Genomic DNA, 14,947 nt, shown 5'->3' with positions numbered 1-14,947 from the left:
CTGTCACCCTGAGCCTGTCGGGGACGCCTAGTCGAAGGGCCTCGCGACAGCAACCTTCAGTCCCTGGCCACCAGCGTCAGCAAAAATCGTTATTCGTTTATCAATCTTTTCTAAAAAATTCACCTAAAAAACCCAGTCCGTAGGCCGAAAGTTGGGTGAACGAGGCCAGCATACTTAGCCAGCCAACGCGCAGGCTCCCCTCCTGTCGGGTGGCGTCGGTCAGGACTAGCAGGGCAAACAGCAAATACGCGGCCAAACCCAGCAGGGCCAACGGAGCGTAGAACAGGGCTAGCAAGGGTAAGCTCAGCCAGCCCAACGTAAACAGCACCGGGAACAGATGTACCACTTTGATGGGGATGCCATGCTGCCGTTGCAGTTGTACGCGCGTCCGGCCAAAGTTAATGATCTGCCGAAAAAATGCCCCCAGCGTACCGCGCCGCTTATGGTACACGCCCGCATCGGGAATGAGGCCCACGCGGTAGCCGAGGCGGATAAGCCGGGTGCTCAGTTCCATGTCTTCGCCCATGTCGCGCTTGGCGAAGCCACCCGTTTCGGCAAACACCCGCCGCGACAGGCCCATGTTGAATGAACGCGGCAAAAAAACGCCCCCTGCGTTCTGCTTTTTGCCGCGGATGCCACCCGTAGTAAACACCGATGTCATGGCGTAACTGATGGCCTTCTGGGTAGCCGAAAAATCAGGACTGGCTGCATCAGGACCGCCATAAGCATCTAAGGGTATGCGATTCAGGTGATCAGTTACAGCGGCGAAGTAACCCGGCGGTACCACGGCATCAGAATCAAAGACCACAAAATAATCGCCGGTAGCCCGCTCGAAACCGTAGTTGCGCGAGAAACCCTGCCCCGTATTTTCCTTCTCAAAATACCGCAGGTTCAGCTGGTCCCGGTACGCCGCCACTACCCCATCCGCCTTCTTTGTCGACCCATCTTCAACCACCAGCACCTCAAAATCTGTATATGTCTGCCGAGTTAAGCTCTCCAGCAAATCAGCCAATTCGTCGGGGCGGTTGTATACGGGAATGATGACGGAGAAGTACATATTTGAAGGGAATGATAAGTGATGAACAATGAGTTTGCTGCCGCAGGCGTACTTGCTCTTGCGGCAGCAAACTCATCGTTTATCGTTCATCACTCATCACTACTTTTAAGCTTTCTTCGTTCGCCACAATCACCTGCTCAATCAGATCATCCGTCAGGGCTGTTGAGACAAACAGGCTTTCATATTGGGCGGGGGCCAGGTACACGCCCCGGTCGAGCATGGCGTGGAAATAGCGGCCAAAACGGGGGATGTCAGACGTCTTGGCCGAATCGAGGTCGGTTACGGGCTTGTCGGTCATGAAGAGTGTGAACATCGAGCCGATCTGGTTGACGGTGTAGTTCAGGCCCAGCTTCGCCGCGCTGTTGCGGAAACCGTCGCCCAGCCGCCTGCCAATTTCTTCCAGGCGTGTGTATACCTCCGGGTGGTCGTTCAGATAATGCAACATGGCTAACCCTGCCGACATGGCAATGGGATTACCCGACAGTGTACCCGCCTGATAGACCGGCCCGGCGGGCGACACCATGTTCATGATATCGGTGCGGCCACCGTAGGCCCCCACGGGCATACCCCCACCAATAATTTTACCCATCGTGGTTAAGTCGGGCATGATGCCGAAACGTTCCTGGGCGCCGCCTTTCGCCAGCCGGAACCCTGTCATAACCTCGTCGAAAATAAGCACGATCCCATGTTTGGTACACAGGTCGCGGATGCCTTGCAGGTAACCCGGTTCGGGGATGACGCAGCCCATATTGCCTACTACGGGTTCCAGAATGAGGCAGGCAATCTGGTTATGATTGGCGTCGATAAGGGCTTCCACAGCTGCCAGGTTATTATACGGAATCGTGAGCGTATCGTGAGCCGTGGCTTTAGTCACGCCGGGACTATCAGGTGTACCCATCGTGAGGGCACCACTCCCCGCCGAGATCAGAAACGAGTCGCCGTGGCCGTGGTAGCAGCCTTCGAACTTAATCAGCTTATCGCGCCCGGTAAAGCCCCGTGCCACCCGGATAGCCGCCATCGTAGCTTCGGTACCCGAATTCACCATCCGAACCTTCTCCACCGACGGCACCATGCTCACGATCAGTTCGGCCATCTCGACCTCCTTGCGGGTGGGTGCGCCAAACGAAAACGAGTGCTGAATGGCGTCGCGCACGGCTTTTTCGACCGGCTCAAACGCGTGGCCCAGAATCATGGGTCCCCACGAGTTGATCAGTTCGATATACTGCCGGTCGTCTTCGTCGGTGATGTACGCGCCTTTAGCCGACTTAATAAACAGCGGGTTGCCCCCCACCGCCCGAAACGCCCGCACGGGTGAGTTCACGCCCCCCGGAATCAGCGTTTTTGCTTTCTCAAATAGTTGTTCGCTCAGCATGAAGAGAATTAGTGAATGAGTGACGGTCCGACGTATCGGTGAGCGATTGAGTGAATAGCTTGGAGCGCTTCGCGCATGTGCTTTTATATGCGCGAAGCGCTCCAAGCTATTCACTCAATCGCTCATTCGCTCATTCACTCATTAATTTTTTGAAACCGCGCCCCGTCGAATTTGATGATGGGGACGATTCTGTTGTCGTTAGATTGGGTGTAATCGAAGCCTGAGAGGACATAATCGTCTTCGGGGCTGGTGACCAGATTGGTACGGCTCTTTATGCTGCCTTTAGCTAGCTGGCGACCAAAAAACAGCATCAGATCGTAACCCTGGGCCACGAAGACCGAAGGCAAAATGGCTCGTTTGGCAATGTAGGCTTCTTCAAATAGCTTGGTGGCATTGCGCCCCAGATCCATAAACTCAGGAGCCAGCATCAGCAGCGTACGGCGCGTGAATGTAGCCAGTGAGTTGCGGAAATAGTTGAACGCGGGGTAGGTAGTCACCAGCGGCCCCACCACCCCGCTGCGGTTCATGGCATCCAGCATCCTGACGCCATCGTCTTCGTTGCTGCTGGCAAAGAAAACGTGGTTTGGCTTGTTGGTTTCCACGATACCCAATGTCATATTTTTTCCTGAAACGCGCTTATAATCAACCACCTGAAACCCCTGCGCTTTTAGCTCAGCCGCGTAGGCAGTGGCCAGCAGCGAGTCTTTTCGGGCGTTGCCAAAATAGACGGCTGCCTTGCGGCCAATGGCCTGCCCTTTCATAAACTGAACAGCCTCAGCAGCCTGCTGCCAGGTAGACGGTTGCGCCAGATAAGCCGTTGGGTGATTGGCAATCAGGTCGCGGCTGGTGGAGATAGGGTTTACCAGCGTCACATTATTCTGCAGCGCGTAGTCCGCAACCAGCCGGTTTGGTTCGCTGAAAAGCGGTCCCACCAGCAGGTCGTTCTGGCCAAACGCCGCGTTATTCAGCAGTTCCAGCGTCTGGTCAGCGTCATTGTCGATGTCGTAGGCAAACAAGTTGATGGTAATGCCCTCGGTGAAGAGTTTGTTACGGGCCATTTTCATGCCCTCCAGCAAATCGTAGGCGTATTGGTTGGTCCTCGACCGATCTTCGGGGTCGAACCGGTCTAGCCGAAAAGGTAGCATCACCCCCACGTTTACGGTTCCTTTCTCTCTGGTTTTGGCCGCAACGGCTGGCCTGGGTTTAGCCACTTCAACTGGCGGAGCCGCGGGTGCAGGGCGCGGAGCACGAGGGGTAGGCGTCACGCCAAAGCGATTAGTAAGCCGGTCCGACAGTTCCAGGTCGGCCTTGTCGGTCGAGCTTTCCTGAATGAGGTCGATCAGGGCCATGGCCAGGGTTTTGTCTTTAGGATACTGCGCTTGCAGAGCCTTAAGCCGGTTCAAGTCGGTAATGCGCGACAGGAAATTACGCTCCATCCGCTCAACATCCGGGCGCAGTTCAGCCTCGGTGATCAGGTCGGTATACGATAATGCTTCATCGACCAAGCCCTGTTCCATCGCCGCGCAAGCCGCCAGGTAATAGGCCTCGCCGCGCTTTCGCCAGTCGGGAAAATGGTCGATCAGTTCTTTGATGGTGCTGCGGGTGGCCGGGTACTTCTTTTGCCGAAACGACGCGTCGGCGTGGTAGTAGTAGGCGTAGGGAGCAAAGCTGCCGCCGCGCTGCATCACCACTTGCAGTTCATTACGGGCGCGGTCATATTCGCCACTTTGCAACGCCTTCACCCCAGCCCGGTAACGCCGCTCGGTATCGGTCACTTTTTGGGCGTAACCACCAATCACCAACCCTATAAAGCCTAAAATCAGGCTTACTCTTCCAATTGTTGGACTCATTGTCATCGTTTTGGGAATGTAAAAAAAGCAACGTAGCCACACGTTGCTTTTTTCTACAGTCTGTCAAAATAACCCGTTTAACAGGCTAAAGCAACGGGCTTATTTTTTGGGCCGTTTTTTAGCCGTATCGTTTGGTAGTTTACGCGCCTCTTCTGCCGCCGCAAGCTGCTTTTGCAGCATCTCCTGAAACTTCGATTTCTTTCCACCCCCAGCGGCAATCTTCACCCGATTTTCGTCCAGCACCGCCTTGATCTTCGCCTCATCCACAAACCCACGAATGGCCAATTGCTGGGCAATCGTGACAACGTTCGACACGAAATAGTACCAGGTCAGTCCCGCCGGGAACGAGTTCAGCACGAACATAAACATCACCGGGAAAATATAACTCAGCGCTTTCATGTTAACCGGACCGGGCTGTTGAGGCGTTGTCTGGTTGTTATAATGGGCGTAGGCAATGCTCGAAATGGTCATCATCACCGTAAACAGGCTCAGGTGGTCGCCCAAAAACGGAATATTGAAACCAAACTTGATAAACGAGTCGTAGGTCGACAGGTCAGGTGCCCACAGGAACGACTTCTGCCGCAACTCGATCAGGTTGGGAAACAACTGGAACAGCGAAAACAGGATAGGCATGGTGGCCAGCACTGGTACGCAACCACTCAGCGGCGACACCCCCACCTCGCTATAGAGCTTCATCTGCTCCTGCTGTTGCTTAGTGGCATCATCACCTACGCGCTCTTTGATAGCCGCCATTTCAGGCATGAGCACCCGCATTTTGGCCTGACTGGTGTAGGCTTTGTAGGTTAACGGCGTTAACAACGTTTTCACGAAGATCACCAGGCACAGAATCAGGATGCCGTAATTGGTGATGTACTTTTCCAGGAAGTTAAACACCGGGATGAAAAAGTACTGGTTGATCGGCTTCAGGATTGAATAGCCCAGGTACACGTTCCGGTCAAATTCGGGTGCCACGTCGGCCTTGATTTCCTGGAAATCATTCGGGCCGTAGTAGTACCGGAAGTTGCCCTTACCCGCTTTCACGTCGGCCAGGGGAAAGCTCACGTCGGCGATGGCGGTTTTCACCGTGCTGCTGTCGGCGGCATCAGTCAGCGTTTTGAACGACACCTTGGTCATCTCCGAGTTCTTGGCAATAAACGCCGACAGAAAGTATTTGTGCTTAATGGCGAACCACTTCACAGGCTTCTCGGCCACTACCTCGTTGCTGCTTTCGTTCTCGGGCAGGTGCTCGAAGCTCTCGTCGTTGGTGAGGTAGTTGATCGTGGCGGCACGGCGGTTGTTGCTCAGGTCATTTTCGTACTGCTGCATCCGGTCCATCCAGATCAGGTGTACATCGCCATTGCCCAACGCGTTGTCAAGCCCAGCCGTTTTTAGTTGATAATCAACCACATAACCGGCAGTAGGTACTGTGTACACTTGCTCAATGGATTGTCCATTACCCAGATCAGCCCGAAACGTAATGGGCTGACCAACACCTGTGGCACCCGTTGGCTGGAAGTATAATTTGTGCAGGTCTACTTTACCAGTGCGGGTTGGTAGCTCCAGGGCCGACTGACTCGTTTTCGCGTCGATCAGTACCAGTGGCTTGCCGTTATAGGTTTTGAATTTCTTCAGCAGCACTTCTTTTACCTGCCCCCCTAAGGTACTGAACGTGACTTTAACCTCGGGATTTTCAACAACCACGTCGCGCTCCTGTCCGGTGGCCGCGGCGGCAAACGCACCAAATTGCGCTTTGGCGGCAACTGAATCAGCGGGCTGATTACCAGCGGTCACCGTAATTGAGGCGGCATTAGAGCCAGAGGCAGGCTTCGTCGTTTTTGCTTGTTGAGTAGTCGGCGTTGGCGGCGGTTTCGGCATCAGGTATTGATAGCCGACAAATAAGGCCAGAATTAAGAGCAGGCCAATAAGTTGATTACGATCCATTCTAAGTTTAAGGTTCAACGTCTATAGTTTAAAGTTTTTAGCCATCCCGGACCGCCTTACGAGTCGCTGACAGAGCAACTAACGTTAAACCTTAAACTCTAGACATTGAACTCTCTTTTTCCTGCAAAATTACGCCAATACGGCCCATTAACCAACAAGGGTTTCGGTGGCGACGGGGGTTTCGTAGGCGCGTTTGTGGGCGGCATAATCCATAGCGGCTTTCACAAACTGCACAAACAGCGGCTGCGGGGCCAACACCGTACTCTTTAATTCGGGGTGAAACTGTACCCCCACAAACCAGGGGTGGTTGGGCAGTTCCACGATCTCGATCAAACCTGTTTCGGGGTTAGTGCCGACGGCCCGCATGCCTCCTTTCTCGAACTGCTCCAGGTAGGCGTTGTTAAACTCATAGCGGTGCCGGTGCCGTTCGCTGATGGTCTGTTTGCTATAGGCCTGATACGCCAGCGAGTCTTTTTTGATCTTGCAGGCGTAGGCTCCTAACCGCATGGTACCGCCCATATCAACCACCTTTTTCTGCTCCTCCATCATGTTGATGACCGGGTGGGGCGTGTCGGGGTTCATCTCGAACGAATGCGCGTCGGCCAGACCCAATACGTTGCGGGCATATTCGATCACGGCGCACTGCATACCGAGGCAGATACCGAAGAAGGGAATGCCGTTTTCGCGGGCATACCGGATGGCGTTAATCTTGCCCTCGATGCCCCGTTCGCCAAAGCCGGGGGCTACCAAAATGCCGTCCAGATCGCGCAGACGTTCTTCTACCACGTTCTCGTCGGCCAGGTTTTCGGACTGAATCCAGTCGATATGTACCTTGCACTCGTTTTTGGAACCCGCATGGATGAACGATTCGGCAATGGATTTATAGGCGTCGTGCAGTTCGACGTACTTGCCCACCAGCCCAATGCGTACTTCGTTGGTCGGGTTTTTCAGGCGACTCAGAAACCCCTTCCACACGTCGAGGTCGGTGTCCTGATCGTTGTAAATGTCGAGCATATACAACGCCCGCTGATCAAGCTTTTCTTTCTTCATCAGAATGGGCACATCGTAGATCGTTTCGGCATCCATCGCCTCGATCACCGAGCTTACCTGCACATTGCAGAACAGGGCAATTTTCCGCCGAATATCAATCGGCAGCGGGTGTTCTGTGCGGCAAACCAGGATGTCGGGCTGCACGCCGGCCTCCTGCAACATCTTGACGGAGTGTTGCGTGGGTTTGGTTTTCAGCTCGCCCGCCGATTGCAGATACGGCACCAACGTGAGGTGAATAACGAGGGTATTGTGTTCGCCCAGCTCGAATTTAAACTGCCGGACGGCCTCGATGAAGGGTAATGATTCGATGTCGCCCACGCACCCACCGATTTCGGTGATCACGATATCATACTCGCCCGAATCGCCCAGCAAGCGCAGATTCCGCTTGATTTCGTCGGTGATATGGGGCACTACCTGCACGGTTTTTCCGAGGAAATCGCCTTTGCGTTCGCGGGTGATGACGTTGTAATAGATGCGCCCTGTAGTGATGTTGTTAGCCTGTGAGGTGGGCTTGTTCAGGAAGCGCTCATAGTGGCCCAGATCGAGGTCGGTTTCGGCCCCGTCGTCGGTTACGTAACATTCGCCATGCTCGTACGGGTTGAGCGTACCGGGGTCGATGTTGATGTAGGGATCGAATTTCTGGATGGTGACCGACAGGCCGCGCGATTGCAGCAGTTTGGCCAGGGAGGAGGCGATAATGCCTTTTCCAAGTGAGGATGTTACGCCGCCAGTGACAAAAATATATTTCGCTGACTTCGTCGAAGATTGGGTGCCCGCAGCCGCCATGATCGGTATCAGTTTGGTCGTTACGGGGAATAAAAGTACGGAGAAAAAAGCACAACCGCCGGACAAAAAGCAACCTGAAGACTAAACAGAAGCTGCTGTTGCTGGTATGTACTTGATAGCATGCTGGTTACTCTGCTTGGATAAACAACAACATCTCAAGGATGCCTCTGGAGATCTTGGTCTAAAAATCACTTTCCCCATGAAAGCCGTATTTTGCATTCTTTTGACAAGTTTCCCTCCAGACCATATCAACGGATCGTTTACGCCTTTATGACTTACGACCACTAATGACCAATTCCGATATTATTGACATACTGGAACAAACCGCCAAGCTGCTGGATCTCCACGACGGCGATCCATTCCGTATTAGAGCGTTTTCGTCTGCCGCCTTCTCGCTTGACAAAGTGCCAGTTTCGCTAACCGAGCAATACGTTGCCGAACTGACTAAACTGCCCGGCGTGGGCAAAACCATTGCCAATGCCGTCCGCGAAATAGGCGACACCGGGCATCTGGCCGAACTGGATGGCCTACTGGCACAAACCCCACCCGGCGTGATCGATATGTTCAGGATCAAGGGGCTGGGCGTAAAGAAAATCAAGACACTCTGGCAGGAACTGGGCATCGAAACGCTTCGTGACCTGCGGCAGGCGTCGGAGTCGGGGCGCGTGGCAGCCATCAAGGGATTTGGCGAGAAAATGCAGAAAAACATCCTCGACAATCTGGCTTTTCTGGAAAGTCAGGCAGGGAAAATTCGCATGGACAAAGCCGACCGGCTGGCTACCCAACTCCGCGACGAACTAAGCTCGCTGGGCCGCGTAGAAATCAGCGGGCAGGTACGGCAGCGGGCCACCGAAGTCGATACCGTCGAGCTATTGGTGGAATCAGATGAGCCGGTGGCGGTGCAGTCGTTTCTGAACGGGCACACTGGCCTTACCCAGCATCGGGCCGATTCGTCGCCCTTTGCGTGGCGCGGACAGGCCGATGGCTCCGATGTGCGGGTGGCGATTTTGACTTATCCCGCCAACCAGTTCGACCAGCAGTTGTTTATTCGGTCGGCCCCCGAAGCACATTTGATCGAGAAAGGACCAACGGGCAAAACGCTGCTGCAAACGGCCCTACAAATAAGCCCCCACAACCCGGAGGAAGCCATTTACGCCCAAACGGGATTACCTTTTGTGGTGCCCGAAATGCGCGAAAACCCGCAGGCGTTTGCCTGGGCACGGCAGCACCAAACCGACGATCTGATTAGCTGGGACGACCTGCGCGGCACGGTACACAACCACAGCACCTGGTCTGACGGGCAGCACACGATTCAGCAGATGGCCGACTACGCCCGCGAGATCGGCCTCTCCTACTTCGGCATCGCCGACCACTCACCCACGGCCTCCTATGCCAACGGCCTTTCGGCAGAACGTATTCGGCAGCAACAAGCTGAAATTGACCAGATTAATGCCGACTATGCGGCGCAGGGCATTGCTTTTCGGGTGTTGAAAGGCACCGAATCAGACATCCTCGGCGACGGCTCGCTGGATTATTCAAATGAGGTGCTGTCTTCCTTCGATTATGTGGTGGCCTCGGTGCATCAGACGTTGAGCATGACCGAAGAAAAGGCCACCGCCCGGCTTTTACGGGCCATCGAAAACCCCTACACCACCATCCTGGGCCACGCTACGGGCCGTCTGTTGCTGGCCCGCGAAGGTTATCCCATCGACCACCGCGCTATCATCGACGCCTGTGCAGCGCATAACGTGGTAATCGAGTTAAACGCCAGCCCCTACCGCCTGGATATGGACTGGCGCTGGATCGAGTATGCCATGAGCAAAGGGGTCTGGATCAGCATCAATCCCGATGCCCACGCCATGCGCGGCCTGCTCGACATGCACTACGGCGTTTACGCCGCACGCAAAGGAGGCCTCACCAAAGACCGCACCTTCAACGCCATGCCGCTGGCAGGCATGCTGGTGTGGCTGGAGAAGCGGAAAAAGGGTTGATTGGTTGATTGTGGGCTTCGCGCTGGATGGCTTCGCGCCTTAGACCCTTCGACAGGCTCAGGGTGACAGAGACGTTGAATCAAGTGGAGAAAACTGAATCAACGTCCCTGTCACCCTGAGCCTGTCGAAGGGCCACAAGCGCGAAGCCATCCAGCGCGAAGCCCAACAACCAAACCAAACCGCTCCCTCTTACAAAATCCCCTTTAACACCTCCCGGTCTACTACGTGGGTACCGTCAAACGGGACGATAATCATCTGGGGCAGGTCGGTCTGTAGCTTGGCGAGGTAGGCGGCAGGGTCGGGCAGTTGGGCGATAAACTCGTCTTTTTCACCGTATACATAGGTTACCGCTACATTCGTCAGCTTTTCGGGGGCAATCACGTCGGCAGTGCCGTGGGGGAAAAAGCCCGCCCACAGCATCAGCCGGTCGGCGCGGATGTGGCCCGCGTTTAGCCACCGGCAAGCCGTAGCCGCCCCCTGAGAAAAGCCCATAATCGTGATGTGCAGCGTAGCCGGGTCATGGTTAGCCAGGACCTGGTCGTAGAGTTTATTCAAATACGCCAGGTAGTCAGTCACCTCGTTGTCGCGGTCTTCGCGGGTGATCCACGACGCACCGATTTTGCCATATTCAGCATCGGTATAAAGCCGGGAAAGGGCTTCCGGTGCCACAATCAGCGTGTCGTCGTCGGCCACCACATCAAACCGGCGGATGAAATATTTGGCTAGCTGGCCGTAGCCGTGCAACACAAACCAAACCCGTTTCAGGCCTGGCTTAACGTGGCCCATGGTGTAAAACCGCGCCGTACGTTGCACGGTCATGTGGTGTTCCTGCGTCATTTGTTTCGCTCAAACCGCGACGACTGGCGGTCCTGTTTTTTCTGTTCGTAATGCGCCTTGTCGGCAATGTAGAGTGTCCGCTCCAGTTGCGCGTGGACTACGCCTTCCGCATCCGTCCACGTCAGGGGTAACACCCGCTCGGTTTGGCCACTAATGGCGATGTCTGCCTTGATGCCGTCGATCAACTCGTCGGTCAGTAAAAATTTGGCGTAGAGGGTGTTACGGCCCGGTTTGCGGAATTTGATGCTGGCTGCTTTGTCCCAGACCACGTAGGCAGGCCCCATGATCTGAAGCAACATGAGCATGTAGAACGGGTCGGAAGCGGCAAACAGGCTGCCACCGAAAATGGTGCCGACGTAATTATAGCTCCAGACATTGCGCCGCAACCGCAGGTGCACCTCCCGCGAATCGCCCGACCAGAACAAGATCTTACCACCCGTGCCGAAGTACATCGGGTACCAGTTCATCAGTGTACGAAATCGCCACGTCTTGCCCGATTCAGTGCGGGCGGTGTTGAAAAAATTGGGTTTCATAGTGTTGTCTAACGGAGCGGTTTGCTCCGTTTTTACCCAAACGAACGGAGCGGTTTGCTCCGTTAGACAGAATCAAACGCCTTTGTTGGCAATGGTCAGCAGGCGTGATGCTAATTCATCCAGCCCGTCGATGGCTGCCGGGCCAAGTTGTTCGCGCACGTCGCTATTCAGGGTTTTCCAGCGTTTATGGCATCGTTTGGCCAATGCCCGCCCCTCGTCGGTCAGAAACAGGCCTTTTTTGATGTTGTCGGTTAGCCAGCCGTTGCGCTGCAACAGTTGCAGGTCACGGCTCAGCGCCGATTTTTCGATTACAAATTGCTTCGATAACACGCTCTGGCGCACCCCCGGCAAGGCGAAGGCGTACATCAGCAGGGTGGCCTGCGTAAAGGTGACCCCCTCCTGCGAAAACGTCTCGTTGTAGAGGCCCGTCACCACCCGCGTGAGCATGCGCATCCGGCCCGCAATGCAGAGATCTATGTCGGTCATACCGCAAATGTACAGACAAAGGTTGCATATACAACTTTTTACAATTACGTTCGTCCGGTTATTCAAAACACAGCACCAATGACAACGACCGATCCCAAAACGTCCCTGTTAGGGCAGCTTCATCTGATCACCGACTGGCTCAATGACATCACGCTCGAAGCCACATGGACGGCCCCGCAAGGCGAAAAATGGACGATTGAGCAGGAGTTTGCGCACTTGCTGAAGTCAACCTACGGCATTGTGCAGCTTTTCGGCGAACCCGCCCGTGCGGGTTGGCGACCCACTGACCGCCCTTCCCGTTCGTATGACCAGGTGGTGACAGAGTACAAAGCCGCGCTACCCCTGCTGCCGCCCGGCACGAATCCCGTTCCGCCCGGCGACCCTAAACTGCTTACCCAGCAACGCGCCGCCTGGCAGCAAACCGTTGCCGACGTAGAGGCCACCCTACAGGGGGTCACGCCCGATGAGTTGACGGGCAACACGGTCTGGAAACATCCGCTGATTGGCCCGTTAACCGGACTGGAAATGATATTCTTCTCCGACTACCACACCGGCCACCACCTGGCCAGTCTACAGCGCAAACAACAGTCGGCAGGGTAATTGGGCGGTCTGGTCTTAGTGGTAAAAAAGAGATGCCATCACTCGGAGTGATGGCATCTCTTTTTTACCACTAAGACCAGACGTGTCCGGCTAGTTGCTGGCAGTCATGCAGTTATCGGGTTTCATGTCGGGAAGCTTTTTCTGCGCCGTTGATTCCGTTACTTCCGTTAAAACGAGTTTGTCGCTCATAAAACGAACTTTCACATCGCCCTGAAAATAGTAGACCTTGTTGGCCTCCAGTTTCATGCTTAGCCCGTCTTTGTCGGGGATGTTCAACCCACCCGCCACGGACGTAAACTCAGTTTGTCCCGGCTTTAGTTTGGAAACAAAATAACGCTTGTTGCTTAGCCTGCACAGTTCTGCACCGTTGGCGCGAATCGTAAAGTTGACCCCCGACCGGGAAAACTGAGCCGGACGGTAAAAGACAACCGTGGCCATATCTGGCGTAGGATCAGGAATTTGGGCAAGGCAGAGACTGCTGGAGGCAAACAGGCAACCGATTAAGTACGTGAGTGAACGCATAGGAATCAGGGGTTTAGGTACGGCCAAAAATAGGCATACGCTTTACCATCCTAAAACAACTCCCGCGCTATTTTCTGAACGTTATCGGCTTTGCCCATGGTGTAGAAATGCAGCACAGGCGCTCCGGCGGCGATGAGTTCGCGGCACTGCTGAATGCTCCAGTCGATGCCCACCTGCCGGGCGTCGGCGTCGGTTTCGCAGGCAGACACAGCCTGGACCAGGTCATCAGGCATTTCAAGGTGAAACAGGCGGGGCAGAATCTCCAGCTGCTTGCGGGTGCTGATGGGTTTCAGGCCCGGAATAATGGGGATGTGAATGTCGTGGGCACGGCAGCGGGCCACAAAATCGAAGTAGCGGGCATTGTCGAAAAACATCTGCGTTACGATGTAGTCGGCCCCTTTGGCTACTTTCTGGCGCAGGTATTCAAAGTCGATATCATGGTCAGCAGCCTCGAAATGTTTTTCGGGATACGCCGCCACGCCCACGCAGAAGTTGCTGGGTGCCATGGGTTTATCTTCTTCATGCAGGTAAACACCCTGGTTCATATTGGCTACCTGCTCTACCAGTTCCGAAGCGTATGCAAAGCCGTTTTCCTTAGCCTTGAACGTCTTGAACGGCTTGGCCGGGTCACCCCGCAACACGAGCACATTGTCGATACCCAGATAATTCAGGTCAATGAGGAAATCTTCGGTTTCATCGCGCGAGAAGCCTCCGCAAAGTACATGCGGCACAGGATCGACGTTAAACCGGTGCATGATAGCCGAACAGATCCCTACCGTGCCGGGCCGTTTGCGGGTCACGATCTTGCGAATCGTACCGTCGGGCTGGGGTTGTTCAATGTACTCTTCGCGGTGGTAGGTGACGTCGATGAAGGGCGGCTTGAATTCCATCAGCGGCTCGATGTTATCGAGCAGGTTCTTCAGCGAATCACCTTTCAGCGGCGGGATTACTTCAATCGAAAAAATCGGCTTGCCGTTGGCCTGCCGGATATGGTCAGTGATTTTGGTCATGTCTAAAAGCTACTGCGCAAATATACGCCGCTGGCAAGGCCGTTGCTCCAGGGCATTGCCGTCACGTTCTTCAACGCCGATTGTGCGCTTCCGGTGCGGTTTTGGTGCAATTTAGGCACGCCCCAGCCCGCCAACGACCCCATCGCCGCCCCTACCAGCAGATCGCTCGGAAAGTGCTGCCCGGCCTCGTAGCGCAGGTAAGCCGTACCCGTAGCCAGCCCCAGCGAACCCACCCAAATCCAGGGTTTAGCCTTTGAATTGGGGTGATAATGCCGAAACACCTCCGCCGCAAATACCGCCGTGGCAAACGCATTCGACGCGTGACCGGAATAGAACGACCGACGGGCGTCTTTGTCCAGTTTGTCATCCAGCGGGGCGGCGGTGTTATAGGCAAACGGTCGGGTACGCTCTACGGCATCTTTCACCGTACTTTTAATGCCGTTGGTCAGCAGCATCGTTTCTACATACATCACCCCAACGGTATATAAATCGCTGGTAAAGAACCCATTACCTTCCGACGGTCGGCGACTGGCCAGGATCACACCACCTGTCAGGGCCACGTCGGCAATGAGGGTGACATCGCTGAGCCGGGCGGCACTGGGTGAATACTTGGCCGTAGCCCGCCGGTCGAAGTGAGGTGTAATGTTTAAGACGTTAAGCTGCTGCACCTCAGCGGGGGTGAATGCATCGAGCTTTTTGTTGAATACAAACGCCGCCCCGTATGAGGCCACTCCCGCCCCCAGCAATACCACCTCACGGCCTGTTTTCAGGTTGTAAGGCGATTCCGCAGGTGTCTGGGCAACAGCCAGTACGGTGTTGATTGTGAAGGCAAAACTGTAGATAAAGCGCATGAAAAAGAGTGGTAAGTGATAGGTGGTGAACGGTGAGTGGCTGGCGTGTGTGGCGTTTTTG

General features: G+C 54.9%; 13 protein-coding genes. 2 read left to right on the top strand and 11 right to left on the bottom strand.

Annotated features, from left to right (window positions below):
* Nucleotides 1–100: 100 nt before the first annotated feature.
* From J2I47_RS18345 to pyrG, 5 genes are all read right to left on the bottom strand, one after another.
* Nucleotides 101–1,057 (bottom strand): glycosyltransferase family 2 protein, encoded by a 957-nt coding sequence (locus J2I47_RS18345; RefSeq protein ID WP_207366044.1) that lies wholly within the window; start codon nt 1,055–1,057, stop codon nt 101–103.
* A 79-nt stretch (nt 1,058–1,136) separates the two neighbouring features.
* Nucleotides 1,137–2,429: a glutamate-1-semialdehyde 2,1-aminomutase gene (gene hemL / locus J2I47_RS18340; protein ID WP_207366043.1), complete on the bottom strand. Its 1,293-nt coding sequence runs from the start codon at nt 2,427–2,429 to the stop codon at nt 1,137–1,139.
* A 134-nt stretch (nt 2,430–2,563) separates the two neighbouring features.
* Entirely contained in the window at nt 2,564–4,279 is a 1,716-nt protein-coding gene (locus tag J2I47_RS18335; protein ID WP_229374738.1) for an ABC transporter substrate-binding protein, read from the bottom strand.
* Between the two features lie 99 nt (nt 4,280–4,378).
* Entirely contained in the window at nt 4,379–6,220 is a 1,842-nt protein-coding gene (gene yidC, locus J2I47_RS18330) for a membrane protein insertase YidC (protein WP_207366041.1), read from the bottom strand.
* Nucleotides 6,221–6,367: 147 nt separating this feature from the next.
* A complete protein-coding gene (gene pyrG, locus J2I47_RS18325) occupies nt 6,368–8,056 on the bottom strand; it encodes a CTP synthase (RefSeq protein ID WP_207366040.1) in 1,689 nt (562 codons plus the stop codon).
* Nucleotides 8,057–8,343: 287 nt separating this feature from the next.
* Here pyrG and J2I47_RS18320 point away from each other — a divergent pair, with 287 nt between their 5' ends.
* Complete coding sequence (locus J2I47_RS18320; protein ID WP_207366039.1) at nt 8,344–10,047, top strand: DNA polymerase/3'-5' exonuclease PolX; 1,704 nt, start codon at nt 8,344–8,346, stop codon at nt 10,045–10,047.
* Between the two features lie 189 nt (nt 10,048–10,236).
* Here J2I47_RS18320 and J2I47_RS18315 read toward each other — a convergent pair whose 3' ends face one another.
* The 3 genes from J2I47_RS18315 to J2I47_RS18305 all read right to left on the bottom strand — a co-directional run bounded on the left by J2I47_RS18315 (nt 10,237) and on the right by J2I47_RS18305 (nt 11,903).
* Complete coding sequence (locus J2I47_RS18315) at nt 10,237–10,884, bottom strand: alpha/beta hydrolase (protein WP_207366038.1); 648 nt, start codon at nt 10,882–10,884, stop codon at nt 10,237–10,239.
* Complete coding sequence (locus tag J2I47_RS18310; protein ID WP_207366037.1) at nt 10,881–11,417, bottom strand: DUF4442 domain-containing protein; 537 nt, start codon at nt 11,415–11,417, stop codon at nt 10,881–10,883. The genes J2I47_RS18315 and J2I47_RS18310 overlap by 4 nt, the downstream gene beginning before the upstream one ends.
* Nucleotides 11,418–11,489: 72 nt before the next feature.
* Nucleotides 11,490–11,903: a MarR family winged helix-turn-helix transcriptional regulator gene (locus tag J2I47_RS18305; RefSeq protein WP_207366036.1), complete on the bottom strand. Its 414-nt coding sequence runs from the start codon at nt 11,901–11,903 to the stop codon at nt 11,490–11,492.
* A gap of 78 nt (nt 11,904–11,981) precedes the next feature.
* Between J2I47_RS18305 and J2I47_RS18300 the strand changes: the two genes are divergently transcribed.
* Nucleotides 11,982–12,503: a DinB family protein gene (locus tag J2I47_RS18300; protein ID WP_207366035.1), complete on the top strand. Its 522-nt coding sequence runs from the start codon at nt 11,982–11,984 to the stop codon at nt 12,501–12,503.
* Nucleotides 12,504–12,593: 90 nt separating this feature from the next.
* Here the strand turns inward: J2I47_RS18300 and J2I47_RS18295 are convergent, their stop codons facing one another.
* The 3 genes from J2I47_RS18295 to J2I47_RS18285 are packed head-to-tail and all read right to left on the bottom strand — an operon-like array spanning nt 12,594 to nt 14,886.
* On the bottom strand, nt 12,594–13,025 hold the full coding sequence (locus J2I47_RS18295; protein WP_207366034.1) for a DUF2846 domain-containing protein: 432 nt from the start codon (nt 13,023–13,025) through the stop codon (nt 12,594–12,596).
* Nucleotides 13,026–13,075: 50 nt separating this feature from the next.
* Nucleotides 13,076–14,035 (bottom strand): methylenetetrahydrofolate reductase [NAD(P)H], encoded by a 960-nt coding sequence (gene metF / locus J2I47_RS18290; RefSeq protein ID WP_207366033.1) that lies wholly within the window; start codon nt 14,033–14,035, stop codon nt 13,076–13,078.
* A 2-nt stretch (nt 14,036–14,037) separates the two neighbouring features.
* On the bottom strand, nt 14,038–14,886 hold the full coding sequence (locus J2I47_RS18285) for a phosphatase PAP2 family protein (RefSeq protein ID WP_207366032.1): 849 nt from the start codon (nt 14,884–14,886) through the stop codon (nt 14,038–14,040).
* Nucleotides 14,887–14,947 lie beyond the last annotated feature (61 nt).

Source organism: Fibrella rubiginis, assembly GCF_017353185.1.
GTDB classification, from domain to species: Bacteria; Bacteroidota; Bacteroidia; order Cytophagales; family Spirosomataceae; genus Fibrella; species Fibrella rubiginis.
Note: the sequence above shows the minus strand (reverse complement) of the source record. Positions and strands in the feature narration are given on the sequence as shown.

Bases quoted from the DNA above. Each gene is read 5' to 3' on its own strand.
- J2I47_RS18320 (WP_207366039.1), top strand. From the start codon at position 8,344: ATGACCAATTCCGATATTATTGACATACTGGAACAAACCGCCAAGCTG.
- J2I47_RS18335 (WP_229374738.1), bottom strand. From the start codon at position 4,279: ATGAGTCCAACAATTGGAAGAGTAAGCCTGATTTTAGGCTTTATAGGG.
- J2I47_RS18345 (WP_207366044.1), bottom strand. From the start codon at position 1,057: ATGTACTTCTCCGTCATCATTCCCGTATACAACCGCCCCGACGAATTG.
- metF (WP_207366033.1), bottom strand. From the start codon at position 14,035: ATGACCAAAATCACTGACCATATCCGGCAGGCCAACGGCAAGCCGATT.
- J2I47_RS18315 (WP_207366038.1), bottom strand. From the start codon at position 10,884: ATGACGCAGGAACACCACATGACCGTGCAACGTACGGCGCGGTTTTAC.
- hemL (WP_207366043.1), bottom strand. From the start codon at position 2,429: ATGCTGAGCGAACAACTATTTGAGAAAGCAAAAACGCTGATTCCGGGG.
- J2I47_RS18310 (WP_207366037.1), bottom strand. From the start codon at position 11,417: ATGAAACCCAATTTTTTCAACACCGCCCGCACTGAATCGGGCAAGACG.
- J2I47_RS18300 (WP_207366035.1), top strand. From the start codon at position 11,982: ATGACAACGACCGATCCCAAAACGTCCCTGTTAGGGCAGCTTCATCTG.
- J2I47_RS18285 (WP_207366032.1), bottom strand. From the start codon at position 14,886: ATGCGCTTTATCTACAGTTTTGCCTTCACAATCAACACCGTACTGGCT.
- J2I47_RS18305 (WP_207366036.1), bottom strand. From the start codon at position 11,903: ATGACCGACATAGATCTCTGCATTGCGGGCCGGATGCGCATGCTCACG.
- pyrG (WP_207366040.1), bottom strand. From the start codon at position 8,056: ATGGCGGCTGCGGGCACCCAATCTTCGACGAAGTCAGCGAAATATATT.
- J2I47_RS18295 (WP_207366034.1), bottom strand. From the start codon at position 13,025: ATGCGTTCACTCACGTACTTAATCGGTTGCCTGTTTGCCTCCAGCAGT.
- yidC (WP_207366041.1), bottom strand. From the start codon at position 6,220: ATGGATCGTAATCAACTTATTGGCCTGCTCTTAATTCTGGCCTTATTT.